This is a genomic window from Streptomyces sp. NPDC050549 (assembly GCF_040655035.1).
Lineage (GTDB): Bacteria > Actinomycetota > Actinomycetes > Streptomycetales > Streptomycetaceae > Streptomyces.
The window spans coordinates 17,875-37,542 of record NZ_JBFAJD010000006.1 but is presented as its reverse complement, the minus strand read 5'-3'; the positions used below and the strand labels follow the sequence as shown (position 1 = coordinate 37,542).

Here is a 19,668-nt window from a genome sequence, read left to right as displayed (position 1 = left end):
CGCTGCCCCTGGCCATGGTCATGGAGCCCCCCGCCACCCGGGCCGGCGCCTCCGTCCGGTGGCCGTCGCTTCGTCGGGCCACCCCGGTACGGGCATACTCGGGCCTTGCGCGCGCACCGGCGTTCGCGAGAAGCGGGAGGTGGGCGATGGTGCTGCCATCAACAGCGGGGGCCGAGCCCCGGAAGATCACGATCAACGACGTCGCCAAGTCGGCCGGGGTGTCCCGGCAGACCGTGTCACGGGCGCTCAACGACAAGGACGAGATCGACGTCGACACCAAGCAGCGGGTGCTGGACGCCGCTCGGGCGCTCGGGTACCGCCCGAGCCGGTTCGCCCGCGGTCTGGTCCGCCAGGACACGATGACGATCGGGCTGGTCATCCCCGACCTGCTCAACCCGTTCTTCACCGAGGTCGCCGCCGCCGCGCTGGAGGCGGCCCGGGCCCGCGGCTGGCAGGTCGTCGTGTACGACACCGGCGACCGGGCCGAGGAGGAACTCGGCACGCTCCAGGTGATCAGCTCCCAAGTCGACGCGGTGATCGGCTACTTCAGCTGTCCCGAGAGCGAGTTGGAGAAATTCACGCGGGGCATGCCGGTGGTACTCATCGGCCGGGAGCAGCGGACACGGTTCAGCGCGATCACGATCGACGGCTCGGAGGGGGTGCACGCCGCGGTCGCGCACCTGGTCGCGCGGGGGCACACCCGGATCGGCATGCTCGACCACCACACCCGCGCCGAGCCGAGCATCCGGCACGAGTGGTTCACCACGGCCGCGAGGGCGCACGGGATCGACCCTGGTCTGGTGGTCGGCGCGGACCAGACCGCCGACGGCGGCGGGGCGGCACTCAGGGCCATGCTCGCCGCCCACCCCGACGTCACCGCGGTCTTCACGTTCAACGACATCATCGCGCTCGGCGCCCTGCGGGAGGCCCGCCGCCTGGGCAGGAACGTCCCGCACGAGCTGGCGGTCATCGGCTTCGACGGTCTGCAGCTCGGCGCGCTGGTCGAGCCCCCGCTTACCAGCGTCGCCCTCGACACTCGCGGCCTCGGCGCCCTCGCCATCGAGCAGATCGCGCGGCTGCTGTCGGGCACGGAGGCGCTGGCCGCCGACGAGCTGGTCGTACGGGGTGAATTGCGGCTCGGTGGCTCCGCCTGAGCCGCACCGGCGCGCATCCGGTCCGAATGTCTTGACACCCCTCGTGCCGGAGCGCAAACTTCCGAACATTCACAACACACTTGAACAGGCCACTCCACAAGCAGTCCCGTGAGCGCTCACGGGAGCGCTCACGGGGAGATCGCAGACCGCCAAAAATGGTGTAACCACTCCAGCAGGCATCCCGCCCGAGGGATCAGCATCGAGCCGCCTAGCACCGCCGCTAGTCGTTGTCCGGAACGGAAACCATGAGCAGCAAAGTCACTCGCTTCCGCCTCGCCGTCGTCGCCGTGGCCGCCAGTGTCGCCGTACTCGCCGGATGCTCGTCATCCTCGCCGTCGGCCAAGACATCCGCGACCTCCTGCGCCCCCGCGAAGGGCAAGGTGACCCTCCAGTACTGGAACACGGTTCCGGGCATGGACAAGGTCGTCGCCCTGTGGAACAAGAAGAACCCGAACATCCAGGTCGAGACGAAGAACATCTCCAACGACCAGTACGGCATCCTCAGCAACGCCCTCAAGGCGGGCAAGGCCCCCGACCTCTCGCAGGTCGGCTACGACGAACTCCCCAACCTCCGCACCCAGAGCGCCTTCGTGGACGCGTCGGCCTGCTCGGCGGCCACGGCGGCCAAGTCGAAGTTCGTGCCGTGGACCTGGTCGCAGACCAGCTTCGGCAACACCGGCGTGTTCGCCCTGCCGCAGGACACCGGCCCGATGGCCCTCTACGTCCGCAGCGACATCTTCAAGAAGTACGACATCGCGATACCCACGACCTGGGACGAGTACGCGGCCGCCGCGGCGAAGCTGCACAAGGCGGACCCGAAGCTCGACATCACCTTCTTCGACCCGAACAACGCCGAGTGGTTCAACGGTCTCCTCTGGCAGAACAACGCCCAGATGTACAGCTACTCCGGCAACAAGTGGCAGGTCACCGTCGCCTCGGACCAGAGCAGGCAGGTCGCCGACTACTGGCAGAAGCTGATCGCCGGCAAGCTCGTGCGGACCGACCTCGCCAACGGTTCGACGCAGATGTACGCGGCGTACCAGAAGGACCGGATCGCCAGCTACGTCGGCGCCGCCTGGGGCTACAGCATGTTCCGCGACAACCTCCCCAAGCAGGCCGGCAAGTGGACGATCGTCCCGATGCCGACGTGGGGTTCGGACGGCGCCTCCGGTGACTGGGGCGGCTCGACCGTCGCGTTCATGAAGGGCAGCAAGCACCTCTACGAGTCGGTCGAGTTCAACACCTGGCTCAACACCGACCCGGAGGCCCTCGCGCTGGAGAACCAGCTCGGCGGCCTGTACCCGGCGGCCAACGCCGGGCTCCAACTCCCCGCGCTGTCCAAGGGAGTTCCGTACTACAACAACGAGAAGATCTTCGACGTCTTCGCCGCCTCGTCCAAGAAGATCAACACCACTTTCGCCTGGGGCCCGACCCAGAAGACGGTGAACCTGGCGCTGCAGGACGCGATGGCCAAGGCGACGGCCGGGAGCGGCACGCTCTCCGACGCCCTGTCGGCCGCGCAGTCAGCCGCGCTGAAGTCGATGAAGGATCAGGCGATCCCCGCAGCGGCGGGCAAGTGACCGCACGATGACCGACATCGCAACCCGCGCGTCGCGCGTGGTGGCGTCACCCGGGGGCCGTCGCCGTCTCAACGGCGGCGGCCCCCGGGCGGGCACCATCTTCGCGTTCGTGATCCCCTTCTTCCTCCCGTTCGTGCTCTTCTACCTGGCGCCGGTCGGCTACGCGCTCTGGCAGAGCGTCCGCGTCGTGCGCCGCACCGGCGGGCAGTACGGCACCTCGTACACGACGTTCGGCGGTTTCGAGCAGTACACGAAGGTCTTCCAGAACGACGAGTTCTGGTCCAGCGTCGGCCGCATCGGACTCTTCGGCATCGTCCAGGTGCCGGTGATGCTGTTCGTGGCGCTGACGATCGCCCTGCTCCTCGACACTCCCCTGCTGCGGCTCAAGTCGGTGTTCCGCATCACCGCGTTCATGCCGTACGCGGTGCCGGGTGTCATCGCCGCGATCATGTGGTCGTACCTCTACTCGCCCCAACTGAGCCCCGTCGTCGACCTGTTGAACGGCATCGGGCTCAAGCCCGACTTCCTCGGGCCGGGCGCGGTGCTGTGGTCGGTGGCGAACATCTCGACCTGGCTGTGGACCGGCTACAACATGCTGATCATGTTCTCGGCCCTGCAGTCGATCCCGCAGGAGCTCTACGAGGCCGCCAAGCTCGACGGCGCGAGCAACTGGACCATCGCCTGGCAGATCAAGGTCCCGATCATCGCCCCGTCGATCATCCTGACCACGGTGTTCTCGATCATCGGCACCCTCCAGCTCTACGCCGAGCCGGCCGTGCTGCGGCAGATCTCCTCGAACATCTCCAGCACGTTCACGCCGAACATGCTGGCGTACGCGGTGGCCTCCGGGAACAACTACCAGCAGGCCGCGGCGATCTCCGTGGTCATCGCCGTCATCACCTTCGTCCTGAGCTTCGGGTTCATGCGACTGACCTCGAAGAGGGCCGGCCTGTGAGCAAGCAAACCGTGAGCCGCGAGAGCCAGGTCAGCCGTACGGCCGCCATGGCCCTGATGCTCCTCCTGGCGATCTACTTCCTGCTGCCGATCTACTTCCTGGTCGTCGCGGCCACCAAGCCGCAGGGCGACCTCGCCGCCACCAACGGCCTGACGTTCTCGCACTTCAACCTGTTCGAGAACGTGCGCGTCCTGTTCACCCGCAGCGACGGCATCTTCGGCAAGTGGATCGTCAACACCGTGATCTACGCGGTGTTCGGCGCGGCCGTGGGGACGCTGATCTCCGCGCTGTGCGGCTACGCGCTCGCCAAGTTCCAGTTCCGTGGGCGGGAGTTCCTGTTCTCCGTCATCCTCGGTGGCGTCCTCGTCCCCACCACCGCGCTCGCGCTCCCGCTGTTCCTGCTGTTCTCGGCGACCGGGATCGTCAACACGTACTTCGCGGTGTTCCTGCCGAGCATCGTCAGCCCCTTCGGCGTCTATCTCGCCCGGATCTTCGCCAACGCGGCTGTTCCGCAGGAGCTGTTGGAGTCGGCGCGGCTGGACGGCGCGGGTGAGTTCCGCACGTTCTTCTCCGTGGCGTTCAAGCTGATGACGCCGTCACTGGTGACGATCTTCCTGTTCCAGTTCGTCGCCATCTGGAACAACTTCTTCCTGCCGATGGTGATGCTCCAGAAGGAGTCCCTCTTCCCGATCACGCTCGGCCTCTACGAGTGGAACGGCCAGACCGCCCGCGCCCCGCTCCTCCAGGAGTCCGTCATCACCGGCTCGCTGGTGTCGATCGTGCCCGTGATCATCCTGTTCATCCTGCTCCAGCGGTTCTGGCGCACCGGACTCGCCGCCGGTTCCCTCAAGTGACCGCCCCCGCACAGAAGGTGCCCCCCGTCATGACCGACTCCGCTGTCTTCGTGCCCCATTTCCACTGGGACCGGGAGTGGTACGAGCCCTTCCAGGTGTTCCGGCACCGGCTCGTCGCCGCCCTCGACACCGTGCTGGAGACGGCGGAGACGGACCCGAACTTCCGGTTCACCGTCGACGGCCAACTGGCTGCGGTCGAGGACTACTTGGAGATGCGGCCGGAGAACCGCCACCGTGTCGTGGCCCTGGTGCGCGAGGGCCGGCTCGCCATCGGGCCGTGGCTGATCCTGCTCGACGAGTTCCTCTGCTCCGGCGAGACCATCGTCCGCAACCTCCAAATGGGCTGGGCCGCCGCCGAGGAACTGGGCGGCGCGATGCCGGTCGGTTATCTGCCGGACATGTTCGGCCACATCGCGCAGATGCCGCAGATCCTGGCGCGGGCCGGCATCGAGCACGCGGCGCTGTGGCGCGGGGTGCCCGGCTCCGTCGACGGCCACGCCTTCAACTGGCGTGCGCCGGACGGCTCCCAGGTCCGTACCGAGTTCCTCTTCGACGGCTACGACAACGGCCTCGACGTCCTGCTCGTCCCCGAGCAGATCGGCCGCGCCCTCAACGACTACGCGGAGATGACGGCCGAACGGTGGGGCGGCGACCCGGTGTTGGCGATGGCCGGCACCGATCACAACGCACCTGACCCCCAACTGGCGTCCTGGCTGCGGCGGGCCTCCGGCGAGGGGCGTGCCATCATCGTCGCCACGCTCGACGAGTACCTCCGCAAGCATGTCCGTGACGAGGTGTCCGCCGTCGTCACGGGTGAGCTGCGCAGTCATGTGCGCGGCAACATCCTGCCGGGCGTGCTGTCGGTGCGGCTCGGGCTGAAACAGCGGATGGCGCTCGCCGAGCGGACGATCGACCACGCCGAGCGCATGAACGCGCTGTGGTCCCGGCGCGACGACGCGCCGTTCCTCCGCCTCGCCTGGCACAAGATCATCGAGTCGACCGCGCACGACTCGGTCGTCGGCTCCGGCACGGACGAGACCTGCGACCAGGTCGCCGCCCGCCTCGCCGAAGCCACGCAGACGGCCCGTGCCGTACGGGACGCGGCGCTCGCCGAGCCCGCCGCCCTGGTGCCGAGCGACGGCCATCTGGTCGCCAACCCGCTGCCGTTCGACCGTCAGGCGCTGGTCGAGGTGGACGTCGTGGCCCCGCCCGAGGGCACCGCGCTCCTCGCGACCGCCGCCGACGGCTCGACCGCCCCCGTGCAGTTGATCTCCCAGGCACCGACCGTCCTCAGCGACGAGCGCATGGACGCCTCGCAGTTGGAGCGCGTCCTGCGCCGCATCCACCGCCGCGAGCTCTTCGGCCGGCTGATCGACCACTACGAACTCGCCGCCGGTGAACTCGTCTTCCACCTCGCCGAGGTACCGAGGAGCGGACCGTTCGACCTGCTGATCCTGCGCCGCGAGGTCGCCGAGGCAGCCGCGACACATCCGGGTGAGTGGCGGGTCCTGACCCTGGAGGAGGCCCGGGCCACCGCGCTCGTACCCGTGGACGTTCAGGCCTCGGGGCTGGCGAGCTTCCGGGTCGAGCCGAGCGAAACCATCGCTTCGACCACGCACACCCCCGCCACGGCGACAGACCGCACCCTCTCCAACGGCCTGGTCGAGGTCACGGTCGCCGCCGACGGCACCCTGGACATCACCGGGCCGGACGGCACCGCGCTGTACGGCGTGGGGCGCCTGGTCGACGGCGGTGACCGGGGCGACAGCTACAACTACGCTCCCCCGGCGCAGGACGCCCTCGTCTCGGAGCCCACGGAGATCACCGTCGAGGTCCTCGAAACCGGCCCGGTGCGCTCACGGTCGCGTGTCACGCGGGTCTACGAATGGCCCGCCGCGCTCTCCACGGACCGCGATGTACGCGGCGACCGGACCGTGCCGACACCCGTGGAGACGCTGGTGGAAGTGCGGGTGGGCGAGCCGTTCGTGCGGGTCTCCACGTCCTTCCTGAACCAGTCCGCCGACCACCGGCTGCGCTTCCATGTGCCGCTGCCCGAGCCGGTGACCACATCCGCGTCCGCCGGGCAATTCGCCGTCACCGAGCGGGGGTTGACCGCCGAGGGCGGCTGGGGCGAGTATCCGCTGCCGACCTTCCCGGCCGGTTCGTTCGTGTCGGCGGGCGCGGCCACGGTCCTGCTCGACCACTCCAGCGAGTACGAACTCGTCGGCGACGGCTCCGAACTCGCGATCACGCTGCTTCGGGCGATCGGCTCGATCAGTGTCAACATCCACCCCCTGCGGGACGAACCGGCGGCAAGCGAGATCCCGGTACCCGGTGCGCAGGACCTCGGGACGCTGACCGAGAACCGGTTCGCCGTCGTGCCCTCGGCGTCCGGCTGGCGTGGTGCGCACGCGGTCGCGCTCGCCGAGGAGTTCCGTAGCGACGTCCTGGTGACTCGTGGAACCGGGCCCGCCGGGCGTCAACTACCGCCGGACCGGGCCGGGTTGCGCGTCGACGGGAAGGACGTCCTCGTCTCGGCCGTCCGCCGTGTCGGCGGCGACGACGCACAAGTCCCCGGCACCGAGGTGCGGTTGACCGCGATGAGCGACACTCCGTCCACGGTCCGCGTGACAGGGACCTTCACCGAGGCCACGACCGTCGATCTGCTGGGCCGGCCGCTGTCCCGCACCCCGGTCACCGACGCGCTCGAACTCGACCTCGGTGCATGGGAGATCCGCACCGTCGTACTCCGGTAGACCGCCATGATCGAATGCAATACGCCCCGTTCTGCTCTCACGAAAGCGTTGTGACCTCTTGCTCCCCGAGTTCTCCCCCCATGTTTCCGACCTCGCACCCGGCCGTGGTGCCCTGCGCCCGGCGCGCTCGTGGCTGCACTCCGACGCGAAGTCCCTCTCCCTGAACGGGTCCTGGCGTTTCCGCCTGTCCCCCACGGCGTCCGCGCCGGAGGACTTCACGGCCGAAGGCTTCGACGCCGACGGCTGGGACAGCATCCCCGTGCCCGCCCACTGGGTGCTGGAGGGTGACGGCGCGTACGGCCGCCCGATCTACACCAACATTCAGTTCCCGTTCCCGATCGACCCGCCGTACGTCCCGGACGAGAACCCGACCGGCGACTATCGCCGCACCTTCGACGTGCCCACCGACTGGTCGGACGCCGAGCGGGTCGTGCTGCGCTTCGACGGTGTCGAGTCGCTGTTCGGGGTGTGGGTCAACGGGGTGGAGATCGGCGGCGCGAGCGGCAGCCGACTGGCCCACGAGTTCGATGTGACGTCCGCCGTGCGCCCCGGTGAGAACGTCGTCGCCGTGCGGGTGCACCAGTGGTCGGCGGCCAGCTATGTCGAGGACCAGGACCAGTGGTGGCTGCCGGGCATCTTCCGCGATGTCACCCTCCTCGCCCGGCCGGCCGGGGGCATCGAGGACGTCTGGCTGCGGACCGGCTTCGACGACGGGCGCGGCCGGGTCGAGGCGGAGATCACCGCCGACGCGACGGCGTTCCCGGTCACCCTGCGCATCCCCGAACTGGGCGTGGAGCGGGTCTGGGCCGCGCCGGCCGACGTGACGCCAGTCGACATCGCCGCCGTGGAACCGTGGTCCGCCGAGCAGCCGCGCCTCTACGACGCCACCGTGTCGACGGCTGCGGAAACGGTCTCCCTGCGGGTCGGCTTCCGTACGGTCGAGATCCGCGGGGACCAGTTCCTGGTGAACGGCCGCCGGGTCGTGTTCCACGGCGTGAACCGGCACGAGACCCATCCGAAGCGCGGCCGGGTCTTCGACGAGGCGCACGCCCGCGAGGACCTCGCCCTCATGAAGCGGTTCAACGTGAACGCGATCCGCACCAGCCACTACCCACCGCATCCCCGGCTGCTGGACCTGGCCGACGAGCTCGGGTTCTGGGTGATCCTGGAGTGCGATCTGGAGACGCACGGCTTCGACAAGGTCGGCTGGACCGGCAACCCCAGTGACGACCCGGCCTGGCGCGAGGCGTACCTCGACCGTATCGAGCGCACCGTCGAGCGGGACAAGAACCACCCCAGCATCGTGATCTGGTCGCTCGGCAACGAGGCGGGCACCGGCAGCAACCTCGCCGCCATGTCGGCGTGGGCCCACGCCCGCGACGCCGAACGCCCCGTCCACTACGAGGGCGACTACACCGGCGAATACACCGACGTCTACTCCCGTATGTACGCGTCCGTGCTGGAGACCGAGCAGATCGGCATCGACGGCTCACGCGCCCCGCTGCTCAACTGCACTCCCGCGCAGGGCGCACGGCAGCGCACCAAGCCGTTCCTGCTGTGCGAGTACGCGCACGCGATGGGCAACGGTCCGGGCGCGTTCGACCAGTACGAGGCGCTGGTGCACGAACACCCGCGTCTGCACGGCGGTTTCGTCTGGGAGTGGCGCGACCACGGCATCCTGGCCACGGCCCCGGACGGGACGCCGTACTACGCGTACGGCGGTGACTTCGGGGAGGTCATCCACGACGGCAACTTCGTGATGGACGGCATGGTGTTGAGCGACGGCAGTCCGACGCCCAGCCTGCACGAGTTCAAGGCAGTCGTGGCGCCCGTCGACTTCGCGTTCGACGGCGACAAGATCGCGATCACGAATCTGCGGCACACGGCCGACACGTCCGACCTGCGGTTCCGCTGGCGTGTGGAGCACGACGGAGTGCCGGTGGATTCGGGGGAGTTGGAGGTCCCGCGGGTCGGGGCGGGCGACTCGGGGTGGGTTTCGCTGCCCGCGGTCGCGGTGTCGCCTGACGCCGAGACCTGGCTGACGATCGACGCGGAGCTGGCGCGGGACACGGCGTGGGCGTCCGCGGGTCATGTGGTGGCAACTGCCCAGCTGGACCGCTCGGTTCGGCGTCCGGCGCCCGGTGTCCGGCCCCGCAGCGGCTGGCGGCCCGGCGAGGGAACACTCACGCTCGGTGTCGCCGGGTTCGTCGGCGGGTCCCTCGTGCGCCTCGGCGAACGGGCCGTGGCAGGGCCCCGGTTGGAGCTGTTCCGCGCGCCGACCGACAACGACAAGGGTGCGTGGGGCGAGGTCGAGGAGAGCGACGCGAGCGTCTCGGGGGTGTCCAACGCCGAGCTGTGGCTCCGCGACGGGCTCGACCGGCTGACCTCGCGACGGGTGTCCGTGGAGCAGACCGTCGACGCGCTGCGCACGGTCGACAAGGTCTCGGCCGCCGACTCGGGGCTGTCGGTGCTGGTCGAGTCGGTCTGGTCGCGGGAGAGCGACGGCGAGGTGGAACTGCGGGTGGAGATCCAGCCCTCGCACGGCTGGCGGACGGTGTGGCCGCGGATCGGGGTGCGTTTCGAGCTGCCCGACGGTACTGCGCCCGTCGACGGCGCCGAGTGGTTCGGTCTTGGCCCGCTGGAGTCCTACCCCGACAGTCTGCGCGCGGCTCGCGCCGGCCGGTTCGCCGCCGGCATCCGTGACCTCTCGGTCGAGTACGCGCGGCCCCAGGAGACGGGACACCGTTCTGCGGTGCGCCGCCTCGCGCTGACGACCGGCGACACCGAGGTGCTGCGCGTCGAGGCACTCCCCGACACGCAGGGCCGCCGTCCCGGCTTCACGCTGAGCCGCCATACCCCGCAGGAGATCGCCCGGTCCGGACATCCGTTCGAACTGCCGGTTTCGACGTCGAGCCACCTGACCGTCGACGCCGCGCAGCACGGTCTCGGCTCACGAGCCTGCGGCCCGGACGTGTGGCCCGCGTTCGCGCTGCGCCCGCAGGCCCGCACGATCAGGCTGCGGATCACGGCACCGAACTAGGCCGTGCACCGAGGGCGCGGTCTCGCACAGCGGCGACCGCGCCCTCAGTATGGGAGGGGACGACTGCCGTCCCGGCGCGACCGTGCCGGTCGTCCCGTGGGAAGAGTTCCCCGTGGCAAGGAGTTCCCCATGCCCACCCTGCTCTCGGTGAATGTCGGGATGCCGAAGGACGTTCCGTGGGAGGGCAGGAACGTCCGCACCGGTGTGTGGAAGTACCCGGTGCAGGGCCCGGCGATGGTCCGCCGGCTCAACATCGACGGCGACGGCCAGGGCGACACCGCCGGTCACGGCGGCGAGCAGCGGGCCGTGCTCGTCTACCAGATCCAGTCGTACCGGCACTGGCAGCGGTACTTCGGCCGCGCCGACCTCGGCTACGGCCAGTTCGGCGAGAACCTCACGGTGGACGGCCTGTCCGACGACGAGGTGTGCATCGGCGACCGGTACCGCATCGGCGAGGCCGAGTTCGAGGTCACCCAGCCGCGCGTCACCTGCTACCGGGTCGGCATGCGCTTCGGCGAACCCGAACTGGCCGCCCTGCTGGTGAGCCATCACCGTCCCGGCTTCTACATGCGGGTCGTCCGCGAGGGGCATGTGCAGGCCGGCGACCGGATCGTACGGACCAGGACCGGTCCGGGCGCGCTGAGCGTGGCCGACACGGACGCCCTGCTCTACCTCCCGGGCCGCGACCCCGCCAAGCTGCGGCTCGCCCTGGACGTGCCCGCGCTGAGCCCCGGCTGGCAGGGCTCCTTCCGCGAACTGCTCGCCGACGGTTCGAAGCCCGCCGTCCGTCCGGCCTGGGACGGTTTCCGCACGCTGCGGGTGACGGACGTGACCGCCGAGAGCCCGACGGTCACCTCGATCCGGCTGGCGGACCCCGACGGCTCCCCGCTCCCGGCCGCCCGCGCGGGCCAGTACCTGACCCTGCGCGTCCCCACCACGACCGGCCCCGCGCCGGTGCGCAGCTACTCGCTCTCCGCCGCGCCCGACGCGGGCAGCTACCGGATCGGCGTCAAACACGAGCCGCACGGCACGGCCAGCGGCTATCTGACCACGCGGCTACGGCCCGGCACGGACCTCCAAGTCGCCGCGCCCAGAGGTGAGTTCACGTACGCCGAAGGCAGCGGGCCGGTGCTCCTGGTCTCCGCCGGTATCGGCCTGACGCCGGTGCTGTCCATGCTGCACGCGCTGGCCGCCGGGAAGAGCGAACGTGAGGTCTGGTGGATCCACGGTGCCCGCGGCCCACGCGAACACCCTTTCGCGGCCGAGGCGCACGACCTGCTCGCCTCGCTGCCGCACGCGCACGAGTACGTCTTCTACAGCGCGGCCACACGCGAGGAACTCCGACATGCCCATGCCGCGTCGGGGCGCCTCACCAAGGACAGGCTGATCGCGCTGTCCCTCCCGGCCGACGCGACCGCGTACATCTGCGGTCCCGCCCCCTTCATGGCCGCCATGCGGCAGGCCCTCGCCGAGGCCGGCATCGACCCGGCCTACATCCACACCGAACTGTTCGGGGCGCTCGCCGCAATCAACCCCGGTCTCACCGGACAGCCCGCCCGAGCACCGCACCAGCCCCCAGGGCCGCCAGGCACCGGCCCGACGGTGACCTTCGCGCGCAGCGGTCTCACCGTCCCGTTCGACGACGGCAGGCGCAGTGTGCTCGAACTCGCCGATGCCTGCGACGTCCCTACCCGCTGGAGCTGCCGCACCGGTGTCTGCCACACCTGCGTGACGCCCCTGCTGTCCGGCACGATCACCTACTCCCCCGAACCGCTCGAACCCCCGGCGGCCGGTGAGGTCCTCATCTGCTGTGCCCGGCCAGGAACGGACCTCGTCCTCGACATGTAGGGCCGTCGCGGACTCGTCGTGGAACAGACTCTTCCGACCTGCAACCTCGATGCCGTCGGAACGTCTGTCCGGGTGGAGGCGCCACCGAGCCAGGGCCTTCGCCACGGGAAGCCACCTGTGGCGGCGGCCCGACAGACCATTCACCATCGACGATTCGGGGAATCACATGTCTGCAGGTCACACCGCCCGCCGCAGCCTCCGCGCGGGCCGGGTACGGATCGCCCTGGGCATCACTGGCGCCGCCGCGCTCGCCATCGGCAGCTCGGTCACCGCCCACGCCGACAACTCCGCACCCGCCCCAAGCCGGCGCCCAGCCAGGTGACGTACCCCGGCGTACGCCCGGAGCCGGAGCCGGTCGACGCCGTGCGCGGCGACGACTGATCGGGGTCCCGGACGCCGGCGACCCGGTCGACGCCGTGCCCGGCGGGAACGACGCCACCCCGGGCCACGCCGCCCGGGAAGCCAAGCCCGCTCCCGCCAAGCGGTGACCGAGAAGGACCACACGGCCGAGCGCCGCTGATCGGCCGCGGGCCGTTCGGTGGCCCGTGCCGAGGTGGAGCCGTCGGGTCCCTGCCCGCCGGCTCCACCGCCCGTCCGGTCGTTCCGGGCGGTGAGTACGAAACCCATGATGTCCGGGAGATCCATGAAGGCAGCGACGACCCTGACCGCTCCGGCCCACGGCGACCCCACGGGCGCGTACCGGCTCCTGTGTTCCCCGGCTCCCACCTGGGCCGACGCACTGCGCCGGGCGGTACGGCGGCTGGTGCGTTAGGCGACTCCGGGCTCCAGGCGCCCTGCGGTGCCGGCCCCGCCGGCCGTCCCGGCCGACTTCGGCGAACCCGGCATCGACGAGCTCTACGCGCACCGCCGCCTGGAACTGGTCCGGCCGCCGTGCTCCTGGTGGCCGATCTCCCGACGGCGGAGGACGTGGTGCAGGACGTCTTCGCCGCGCTCTACCGCCGCCACGGGAAACGACTGACCGGCCTCGACAACCCCGACGCGTACCTGCGGACGAGCGTGGTCAACACCTCGCGCCGGTGCTGCGCCGCCGCCGTACCGTACGCGCCCATGTCCCCGAACGTGCGGGGCACGCGCCGTCGGCCGAGGAGCCCGTGCTGCTGCGCGAGGAGCACGGGGAAGTGATCGCCGCCCTGCACCGGCTGGTCCTGCGGTACTGGTTCCACCTCAGCGGGGCGCAGATCGCCGACACGCTGAGGCTGTCCCGCGGTGCGGTCAAGTCCACGGCGAGCCGGGCACTGGTCGCCCTGCGCAGAGAGTTGGAGGCTCCCCGATGATCGAACAGGACCTCGGTTCCGCTGTCCCGCCGGACTCCGCCGAACAGCGGCTGCGCGACGCCCTGCGCGCCCGGGCCGACTCCGTCGACCTGTCCGCGCTGCACCCCGCCGACCGCGCGGGCCCGGTTCCGTCTCACGGCCGTCCGGCCCGTCCGACGTACCGCCCTGGCGCTGCTGGTCGTGGCCGCCGCGGTGGTCGGTGTCCTGTTCGCGGCGACACACCTGGATCACAGGACGCCGGTCGGGCCCGCGCGTCCTACGTAGGTGTCGCCCACCTCCGGTGACATGGACGCCAGCCCCGACGCGCCCGGATCGAGCCCGGTCACCGCGGTGCCCCGTCCCTGACCGGGACGGCCAACTGCCCTGCCTCTGCGGCCCATTCGTCGGCCGGAAGTGCGAGGAGCCGTTCGATCCGGGCGCTGTCCGGCAGGGGTCCGTGGTCGGCCGTCACCTTGAGCGCCGACGCGGCCGTGATGTGTCCCAGCCGCAGCGCACGCTCCATGCCTCCGCCGCGCAGCAGACCGGTCAGCACTCCGGCGGCGAACGCGTCGCCCGCGCCGACCGGCTCCACCACGTCCGTGCCCAGCGCGGGCACGGTCCATGTTCCTTCCGTGCCGAAGGCGGAGACCGCGTGACCGCCGTCCTTCACGACGAGGAGACGCGGACGGGGCAGCAGCCGTCGTACGCCCGCGGGTTCGAGGTCCGCGCCCCAGAGGTCCTGGGCCTCGTCGAGCCCCACGAAGGTGATGTCGGCCCGGTCGGCCAGATCGCGCAGCACGGTGGCCGCCGTGTCGGGCGGCCACAGCGCGGGACGGTGGTTGACGTCGAAGCTGATGGCGTACGGCCGTTGGTCGGCCGGGACGGCGAGCGCGGCGGCCACCAGGCTCCGGCAGGACGGGGACAGCGCCGCGGTCACGCCCGTGAGGTGGAGGACGGAGGCCGACCTGAGCCGGTCGTCGTCGAGTACGTCGGGGCCCATCGCCGAGGCCGCCGAGTTGCCGCGGTAGTAGTGGACGCGGGTCCGGCTGCCGGTCGGCTCCTTCACGAGCAGGCCCGTGCGCCGCCCCGGGTCGCGGCGCACTCCGCCGACGTCGACTCCCGCCGCGCCGACCTCGGCCAGTACCCGCCGGCCCAGCGCGTCGTCCCCCACGGCCGAGAGCCAGGACACGGGGATGCCCAGGTCCGCCAGGTACATGGCCACGTTCGACTCCGCGCCGGCCACCGACACCCGCAGGTCGTCGGCGCTCTCCAGCGAAGCGGACGGCGCGGGCGCCAGGGCCGCCATGGTCTCCCCGATGCAGACCACCGCTCCTTCGCGCCCGCCGACTCCGACGGCGACCGCTCGGGCATCTTCAAGATCCATGTGACGAATTCCCTTCCCGTGCAGGTCGGTTCAGGCGCAACGGCAGTGCGCGGTCAGCGTCAGCCGCCACCGCACCTCGCCCGACGCGGGCACCTGGGCGGCGTCCCCGGGGCCTGCCTCGGCGAGGTCGAAGACGCGGCCGAGCATCGGTTCGACGCCCGTGCTGCGATAGGGGTCCGGAGCGGGGAAGCCGCCCAGGTTGCGCCACAGCGCGATGGACAGGGGCTGCCCGTCGGCTTCGAGGGCGAGCGAGAGCCGGTCGGCCCGGTCGTGGACGCAACAGTGCGCAGCGTCCACGACGGCTCCTACGGCGGTGCCGTCGTCCGGCCCGAACCGGTCGAGGCGTGGTCCGCCCGGCGTGGGCCAGTCGCCCTCCACCCACGGCGCGTCCTGCGGCCACGCCCCGCCCAACAGCGGCGCCGCCTCGGGGAAGAGCCGGGTGCGCGCTCCCCTCGCGGAGGTGCAGCTCCGCCCGGTCGGAGAGGTCGAGCAGGGCGCCTATTACGGCGCCCGTTCGGCCTGCGAGCCGCTGCACGTCCAGGCCGACCCCGAGGGGCAGGTCATCGCCGTCAACCACACCCGCGCCGGACTGCGGAACGCCGTGGTCTCCACGCAGCTGCTCGACCTGTCGGGCCGGCGGCTCGGCGCGAACAGGAGGGCCCGGCTGGAGGTGGCACCTGCTGCGATCGCGAAGGCGTTCAGCGTCCCCTGGACCGACGGCCTGCCCGATCTGCACCTCCTGCGCCTGACCCTGGAGGACGGCGACGGGCGGCTCCGGTCGCGGAACACCTACTGGCGCTATCGCACACCGGCCGCCATGAGGGCCTTGGGCGAGGCGCCACGGACGAAGGTGTCGGCGTCGGTCGGGCGGGTGTCCCGTTCCGGGCTCACCGCAACCGTTCGCAACGACGGTCCCGCCGTCGCCGCGATGGTCCGGCTCTCCCTGACGAACGGCACGACCGGCGACCGCATGCTGCCGACCCTGTACAGCCACAACTACCTGTGGCTGCTGCCCGGCGAATCACAGACCGTCACCCTCTCGTGGCCGGCCCGGGCCTTGGCCTCGGGGCATCCGCTGCTGACCGCGGAGGCCTACAACAGCCGTCCCTCGACGGCGCGTTGACGGTCAGCGGCGGGTCAGGACGCCTCCACCGCCGTCTTGATGCGCTGCCCGAACGCGGGCGCGTCCTTGCGGGCCGCGCCCAGCGCGAAGCCCACGAGCAGTTTTCCGACTCCGTGGCCTTCGAGGACGTTGAAGATCCGCACCTTGGTCGTGCCCGGACCGGTGGATTCGAGGTCGTAGCCGCCCTCTTCGGCCGTCACGAGGTTCTTCGAGGTCTCCGCCCAGCGGATGCGGTGGGGTGCCTCGAACTCGGTGATGCGGAAGGTCCGGCCGGTCTTCATCCCGGCGTCCTTGACCGTGCTGGTGAAGACCGTGCCGACGGCCGTCGGGCCCTCCGGCGTCTTCGTGATCTCCTGGACCCTCGGGCTGAACTTGGGATCGTTCGTGCCGGCGGCGAGGAAGGCGAAGACGTCCTCGACAGGGCGGTTGATCTCGGCTGTGGCCTCGAACCGACCGGCCATGGTTCCTCCCGTGCTGCGATCGCTGGAGTTCCGGCTGAGCGCGCGCTGATGTGCCGACCACCACCAGCCTATCGGCGCGGCCTGGCGTTTGCCCCGCGTCGTCAGTCGGCCGGTGCCGCGGAGGGCGCTCCCGGCGGCATGTTGAACGGTGTGACCACCTGGATCGCCGAGGGCAGCGACGGGCCGTCGTCGGGAAGTGCCTTGTGCGCGCGCATGATGATCTGACAGGCGCGGCGCATGTCCTGGCGCAGGTCGTGGTGGAGGACCGCGGACAGGCGGCGCTCGCGCAGCAGCCGGGTGTTGTCGTGGTCGAGGTCGTGGGCGATGAACACCGCGCACTCCCGGCCGAGCGCGTCGAAGGCGTCGAGGGTGGCGAGGTTGCCGCCGCCGGCGGAGTAGACGGCGACGATGTCCTCGTCCCGCTTGAGCGCCGCCAGGACGAGATCGTGCTGGGTGGCGTCCAGGCCGTCGCTGTCGGTGACCTCCACCAGGGACCGCCGGGGATCGGCGATCCGCATCGCGCTGCGGAAACCCATCTCGCGCTCCTCCTCGCCCCGGAAGGAACCCCGGCTGATGGTGGTCAGCACATTGCCGGGCCGCTTGCCCAGCCACTGGCCCAGGAGGTAGGCGGCGGTGGCGCCGGCCGCGCGGTTGTCGATGCCGACGTAGGCGAGGCGTGCGCTGTGCGGCAGATCGGTCACCAGGGTGACCACGGGGATACCGGCCGTGCTCAGCCGGGCGACGGCCGCCGCGATCTCCGGCTCGTCGGGGGCCTTGAGGACGACTCCCTGGCTGCCGCGCTTCGCGATGCCGTCCAGGGTCGCGGTCAGTTCGGCGGGCGGGCAGGTCTCGCGGAAGTGGAAGCGCGACCGCACGAGAGCGGGGTGCAGCGAGGGCAGTTCGGCTTCCAGCGCGTCCCGTACGGCGGTGGAGAACCGCTCAGGGGTCTGCATCACGATGTCGATCATGAAGGTACGCCCGCCCAGCCGGACCTGGCTCTGCTGGCGGTCCAGGTCCTTGATGGCTTCCTGCACCTCCCTGATGGTGCTCTCCGTCACGTTGCCCCGCTGATTGAGGACACGGTCGACCGTGGCCGTACTCAGCCCGGCCTGACGGGCGATTTCCCTGATCGGATAGCGGTGCCGCATGACTGGTCCCAAGAGCCGGTGATGCACTTTTGATGTACTGACAAGTATTGAATGATGGGTTCGAGTTATCAAGACTGGCAGAAACCAAGGCACAGCGAAAGGACCTGGATGTCTCCCGCAACCGCAGGGACGCGGACTTGGCTGACCGAGGCGGACTGCGATCTCGACCTGTTCCGCTCCCTCGTGGAGCAGCGCACCGACATCGCCGACCACCCCTCTGCCGAACGGATCGAGCAGAACGTCCCGCTCTACGACAGCGCCCGGCTCCGTGAGCTCGCGGCCACCGCCGAGGGCCGCCGCGACGTACAGAGCGAACTCGTGCGGGCGCTGCTCGACGGGCCCGGCATCGTGGTCCTCAAGGGTGCCTTCCCCGACGAGGCCGTAGTGGACCGGGCGTCGGATGCCTTCCGGGCGCTGATCGAGGAGGAGCGCGCGAGCGGTGCGGCGCGCGGCGACCACTTCGCCAAGCCCGGCGCCAACGACCGTGTGTGGAACGCGCTGGGCAAGGTGGCCGTACGGGCGCCCGAGGCGTTCGCGGACTACTACGCCAACGACATCCTGGAGCTGATCTCGGAGGCCTGGCTCGGCCCCGCCTACCAGGTCACCTCGCAGGTAAACGTGGTCAACCCGGGCGGTGCTGCACAGAGCGTGCACCGTGACTACCACCTCGGCTTCCTCTCCCAGGAGCAGGCGGCGGCCTATCCCGCGCACGTCCACCGGCTCTCCCCGGTGCTGACGCTGCAGGGCGCGGTGGCCCACTGCGACATGCCCGTCGAGTCCGGGCCGACGCTGTACCTGCCGCACTCGCAGAAGTTCGAGCCCGGCTATCTCGCCTGGCGGCTCCCGCAGTTCGTCGAGTACTTCGGCGCGCACCACGTCCAGCTCCCGCTGGAGAAGGGCGACGCGGTCTTCTTCAACCCGGCGCTCTTCCACGCCGCCGGGCACAACCGGTCGGCCGGCATCAGACGCATGGCCAATCTGCTGCAGGTCTCCTCCGCGTTCGGGCGTGCCATGGAGACGGTGGACCGCGAGGCGATGGCGAACGCCGTGTTCCCGGTACTGCTGAGCCGCAAGGCCGAGGGGGTCTCGGAGGGCTGGCTGCGCCGTGTGATCGCCGCCACCGCCGAGGGCTACCCCTTCCCCACGAACCTCGACCTCGACCCGCCTGTCGAGGGCCTCGCCCCGCCCTCGCAGGCGGACACTCTGCGACAGGCCGTCGCCGAGGACTGGGACCCCGAGCGGCTGCGCCACGAACTCCAGGCCGCGGCCGAGCGCCGCCAGAGCTGAAAAGGACACATCACTCTCATGGGACTGCTTGAGGACAGAGTCGTCCTCGTCAACGGCGGCAGCCAGGGCGTCGGCGCGGGTGTCGTGCGGGCCGCCGTGGCGGAGGGCGCGACCGTCGTCTTCACCGGCCGCCGGGCCGACGTGGGCGAGAAGCTCGCCGCGGAGACAGGGGCCCGCTTCGTGCGGGCGGACCTCGCCGAACCGGCGCAGGCACGCGACAGCGTCGTACGGACCGTCGAGGCCCACGGGCGCGTCGACTGCCTCGTCAACGCGGCGGGGCTCACGTCACGCGGCTCGCTGCTGGACACCACACCCGAACTGTTCGACCAGCACATCGCGATCAACCTGAAGGCACCGTTCTTCGCGATGCAGGCCGCGGTGGCCGACATGACCGCGCGCAAGGCACCCGGGACGATCGTCAGCATCGGCTCCAACTGCGCCCACGGCGGGCCGCCACACCTCGCCCCGTACTCCGCCGCCAAGGCCGGACTCGCGGGCCTGACCCGCAACGCGGCGCACGCGCACCGCTTCGACCGGATCCGGATCAACACGATCAACATCGGCTGGACGGACACCGAGGGCGAGGACGCCACCCAGCGCGCCTTCCACGGCGCCGGCGACGACTGGCGGGAGAAGGCGGCCAAGTCGCAGCCCATGGGCAAGCTCGGGCAGGTCGACGAGATCGCCGAATTCGTCGTCTTCCTGCTCTCCGACCGCAGTGGCGTGGTCACCGGCTCGGTCATCGACTGGGACCAGAACGTCTTCGGCGGCCAGGACTGAGCCGCACATCGAAGCGGAGATGAA

At 70.7% G+C, this 19,668-nt stretch carries 16 protein-coding genes and 1 pseudogene; 13 read left to right on the top strand and 4 right to left on the bottom strand.

Features of this window, described 5'->3' with window-relative positions; translation table 11 throughout:
- Positions 1-146: 146 nt before the first annotated feature.
- From AB0I51_RS11410 to AB0I51_RS11365, 10 genes and pseudogenes are all read left to right on the top strand, one after another.
- Entirely contained in the window at positions 147-1,154 is a 1,008-nt protein-coding gene (locus AB0I51_RS11410; protein WP_362973740.1) for a LacI family DNA-binding transcriptional regulator, read from the top strand.
- Between the two features lie 245 nt (positions 1,155-1,399).
- Positions 1,400-2,734 (top strand): ABC transporter substrate-binding protein, encoded by a 1,335-nt coding sequence (locus AB0I51_RS11405; RefSeq protein ID WP_362973738.1) that lies wholly within the window; start codon positions 1,400-1,402, stop codon positions 2,732-2,734.
- A gap of 7 nt (positions 2,735-2,741) precedes the next feature.
- On the top strand, positions 2,742-3,689 hold the full coding sequence (locus AB0I51_RS11400) for a sugar ABC transporter permease (RefSeq protein WP_362973736.1): 948 nt from the start codon (positions 2,742-2,744) through the stop codon (positions 3,687-3,689).
- Positions 3,686-4,543 (top strand): carbohydrate ABC transporter permease, encoded by an 858-nt coding sequence (locus tag AB0I51_RS11395; RefSeq protein ID WP_362973734.1) that lies wholly within the window; start codon positions 3,686-3,688, stop codon positions 4,541-4,543. The genes AB0I51_RS11400 and AB0I51_RS11395 overlap by 4 nt, the downstream gene beginning before the upstream one ends.
- 29 nt (positions 4,544-4,572) lie before the next feature.
- Positions 4,573-7,299: an alpha-mannosidase gene (locus tag AB0I51_RS11390; RefSeq protein ID WP_362973732.1), complete on the top strand. Its 2,727-nt coding sequence runs from the start codon at positions 4,573-4,575 to the stop codon at positions 7,297-7,299.
- 58 nt (positions 7,300-7,357) lie between these two features.
- Positions 7,358-10,339: a glycoside hydrolase family 2 TIM barrel-domain containing protein gene (locus tag AB0I51_RS11385; RefSeq protein WP_362973730.1), complete on the top strand. Its 2,982-nt coding sequence runs from the start codon at positions 7,358-7,360 to the stop codon at positions 10,337-10,339.
- A 129-nt stretch (positions 10,340-10,468) separates the two neighbouring features.
- Positions 10,469-12,187 carry an MOSC and FAD-binding oxidoreductase domain-containing protein gene (locus tag AB0I51_RS11380; protein ID WP_362973728.1) on the top strand — a complete coding sequence of 573 codons (1,719 nt, stop codon included), beginning with the start codon at positions 10,469-10,471 and terminating at the stop codon, positions 12,185-12,187.
- Positions 12,188-12,353: 166 nt separating this feature from the next.
- The gene (locus tag AB0I51_RS11375; RefSeq protein ID WP_362973726.1) at positions 12,354-12,509 is read left to right on the top strand and encodes a hypothetical protein; all 156 of its coding nucleotides are present in this window, start codon (positions 12,354-12,356) and stop codon (positions 12,507-12,509) included.
- A 321-nt stretch (positions 12,510-12,830) separates the two neighbouring features.
- Positions 12,831-12,959 (top strand): hypothetical protein, encoded by a 129-nt coding sequence (locus AB0I51_RS11370; RefSeq protein WP_362973724.1) that lies wholly within the window; start codon positions 12,831-12,833, stop codon positions 12,957-12,959.
- A gap of 27 nt (positions 12,960-12,986) precedes the next feature.
- Positions 12,987-13,482, top strand: a pseudogene (locus tag AB0I51_RS11365) (sigma factor-like helix-turn-helix DNA-binding protein).
- Between the two features lie 322 nt (positions 13,483-13,804).
- On the opposite strand, the gene AB0I51_RS11360 reads toward AB0I51_RS11365, so the two are convergent.
- Positions 13,805-14,845 (bottom strand): sugar kinase, encoded by a 1,041-nt coding sequence (locus AB0I51_RS11360; protein ID WP_362973722.1) that lies wholly within the window; start codon positions 14,843-14,845, stop codon positions 13,805-13,807.
- Positions 14,846-14,875: 30 nt separating this feature from the next.
- Positions 14,876-15,223 (bottom strand): hypothetical protein, encoded by a 348-nt coding sequence (locus AB0I51_RS11355; protein WP_362973720.1) that lies wholly within the window; start codon positions 15,221-15,223, stop codon positions 14,876-14,878.
- On the opposite strand from AB0I51_RS11355, the gene AB0I51_RS11350 reads away from it, so the two are divergent.
- On the top strand, positions 15,204-15,968 hold the full coding sequence (locus AB0I51_RS11350; RefSeq protein WP_362973718.1) for a hypothetical protein: 765 nt from the start codon (positions 15,204-15,206) through the stop codon (positions 15,966-15,968). The genes AB0I51_RS11355 and AB0I51_RS11350 overlap by 20 nt on opposite strands.
- Before the next feature lie 14 nt (positions 15,969-15,982).
- Here the strand turns inward: AB0I51_RS11350 and AB0I51_RS11345 are convergent, their stop codons facing one another.
- Both AB0I51_RS11345 and AB0I51_RS11340 read right to left on the bottom strand, forming a co-directional pair.
- Positions 15,983-16,429: an SRPBCC family protein gene (locus AB0I51_RS11345; protein WP_362973716.1), complete on the bottom strand. Its 447-nt coding sequence runs from the start codon at positions 16,427-16,429 to the stop codon at positions 15,983-15,985.
- Positions 16,430-16,530: 101 nt separating this feature from the next.
- Positions 16,531-17,577 (bottom strand): LacI family DNA-binding transcriptional regulator, encoded by a 1,047-nt coding sequence (locus tag AB0I51_RS11340; RefSeq protein ID WP_362973714.1) that lies wholly within the window; start codon positions 17,575-17,577, stop codon positions 16,531-16,533.
- A gap of 108 nt (positions 17,578-17,685) precedes the next feature.
- Between AB0I51_RS11340 and AB0I51_RS11335 the strand changes: the two genes are divergently transcribed.
- Complete coding sequence (locus tag AB0I51_RS11335) at positions 17,686-18,864, top strand: phytanoyl-CoA dioxygenase family protein (RefSeq protein ID WP_362973712.1); 1,179 nt, start codon at positions 17,686-17,688, stop codon at positions 18,862-18,864.
- Between the two features lie 18 nt (positions 18,865-18,882).
- Positions 18,883-19,644 carry an SDR family oxidoreductase gene (locus tag AB0I51_RS11330; RefSeq protein WP_362973710.1) on the top strand — a complete coding sequence of 254 codons (762 nt, stop codon included), beginning with the start codon at positions 18,883-18,885 and terminating at the stop codon, positions 19,642-19,644.
- Positions 19,645-19,668 lie beyond the last annotated feature (24 nt).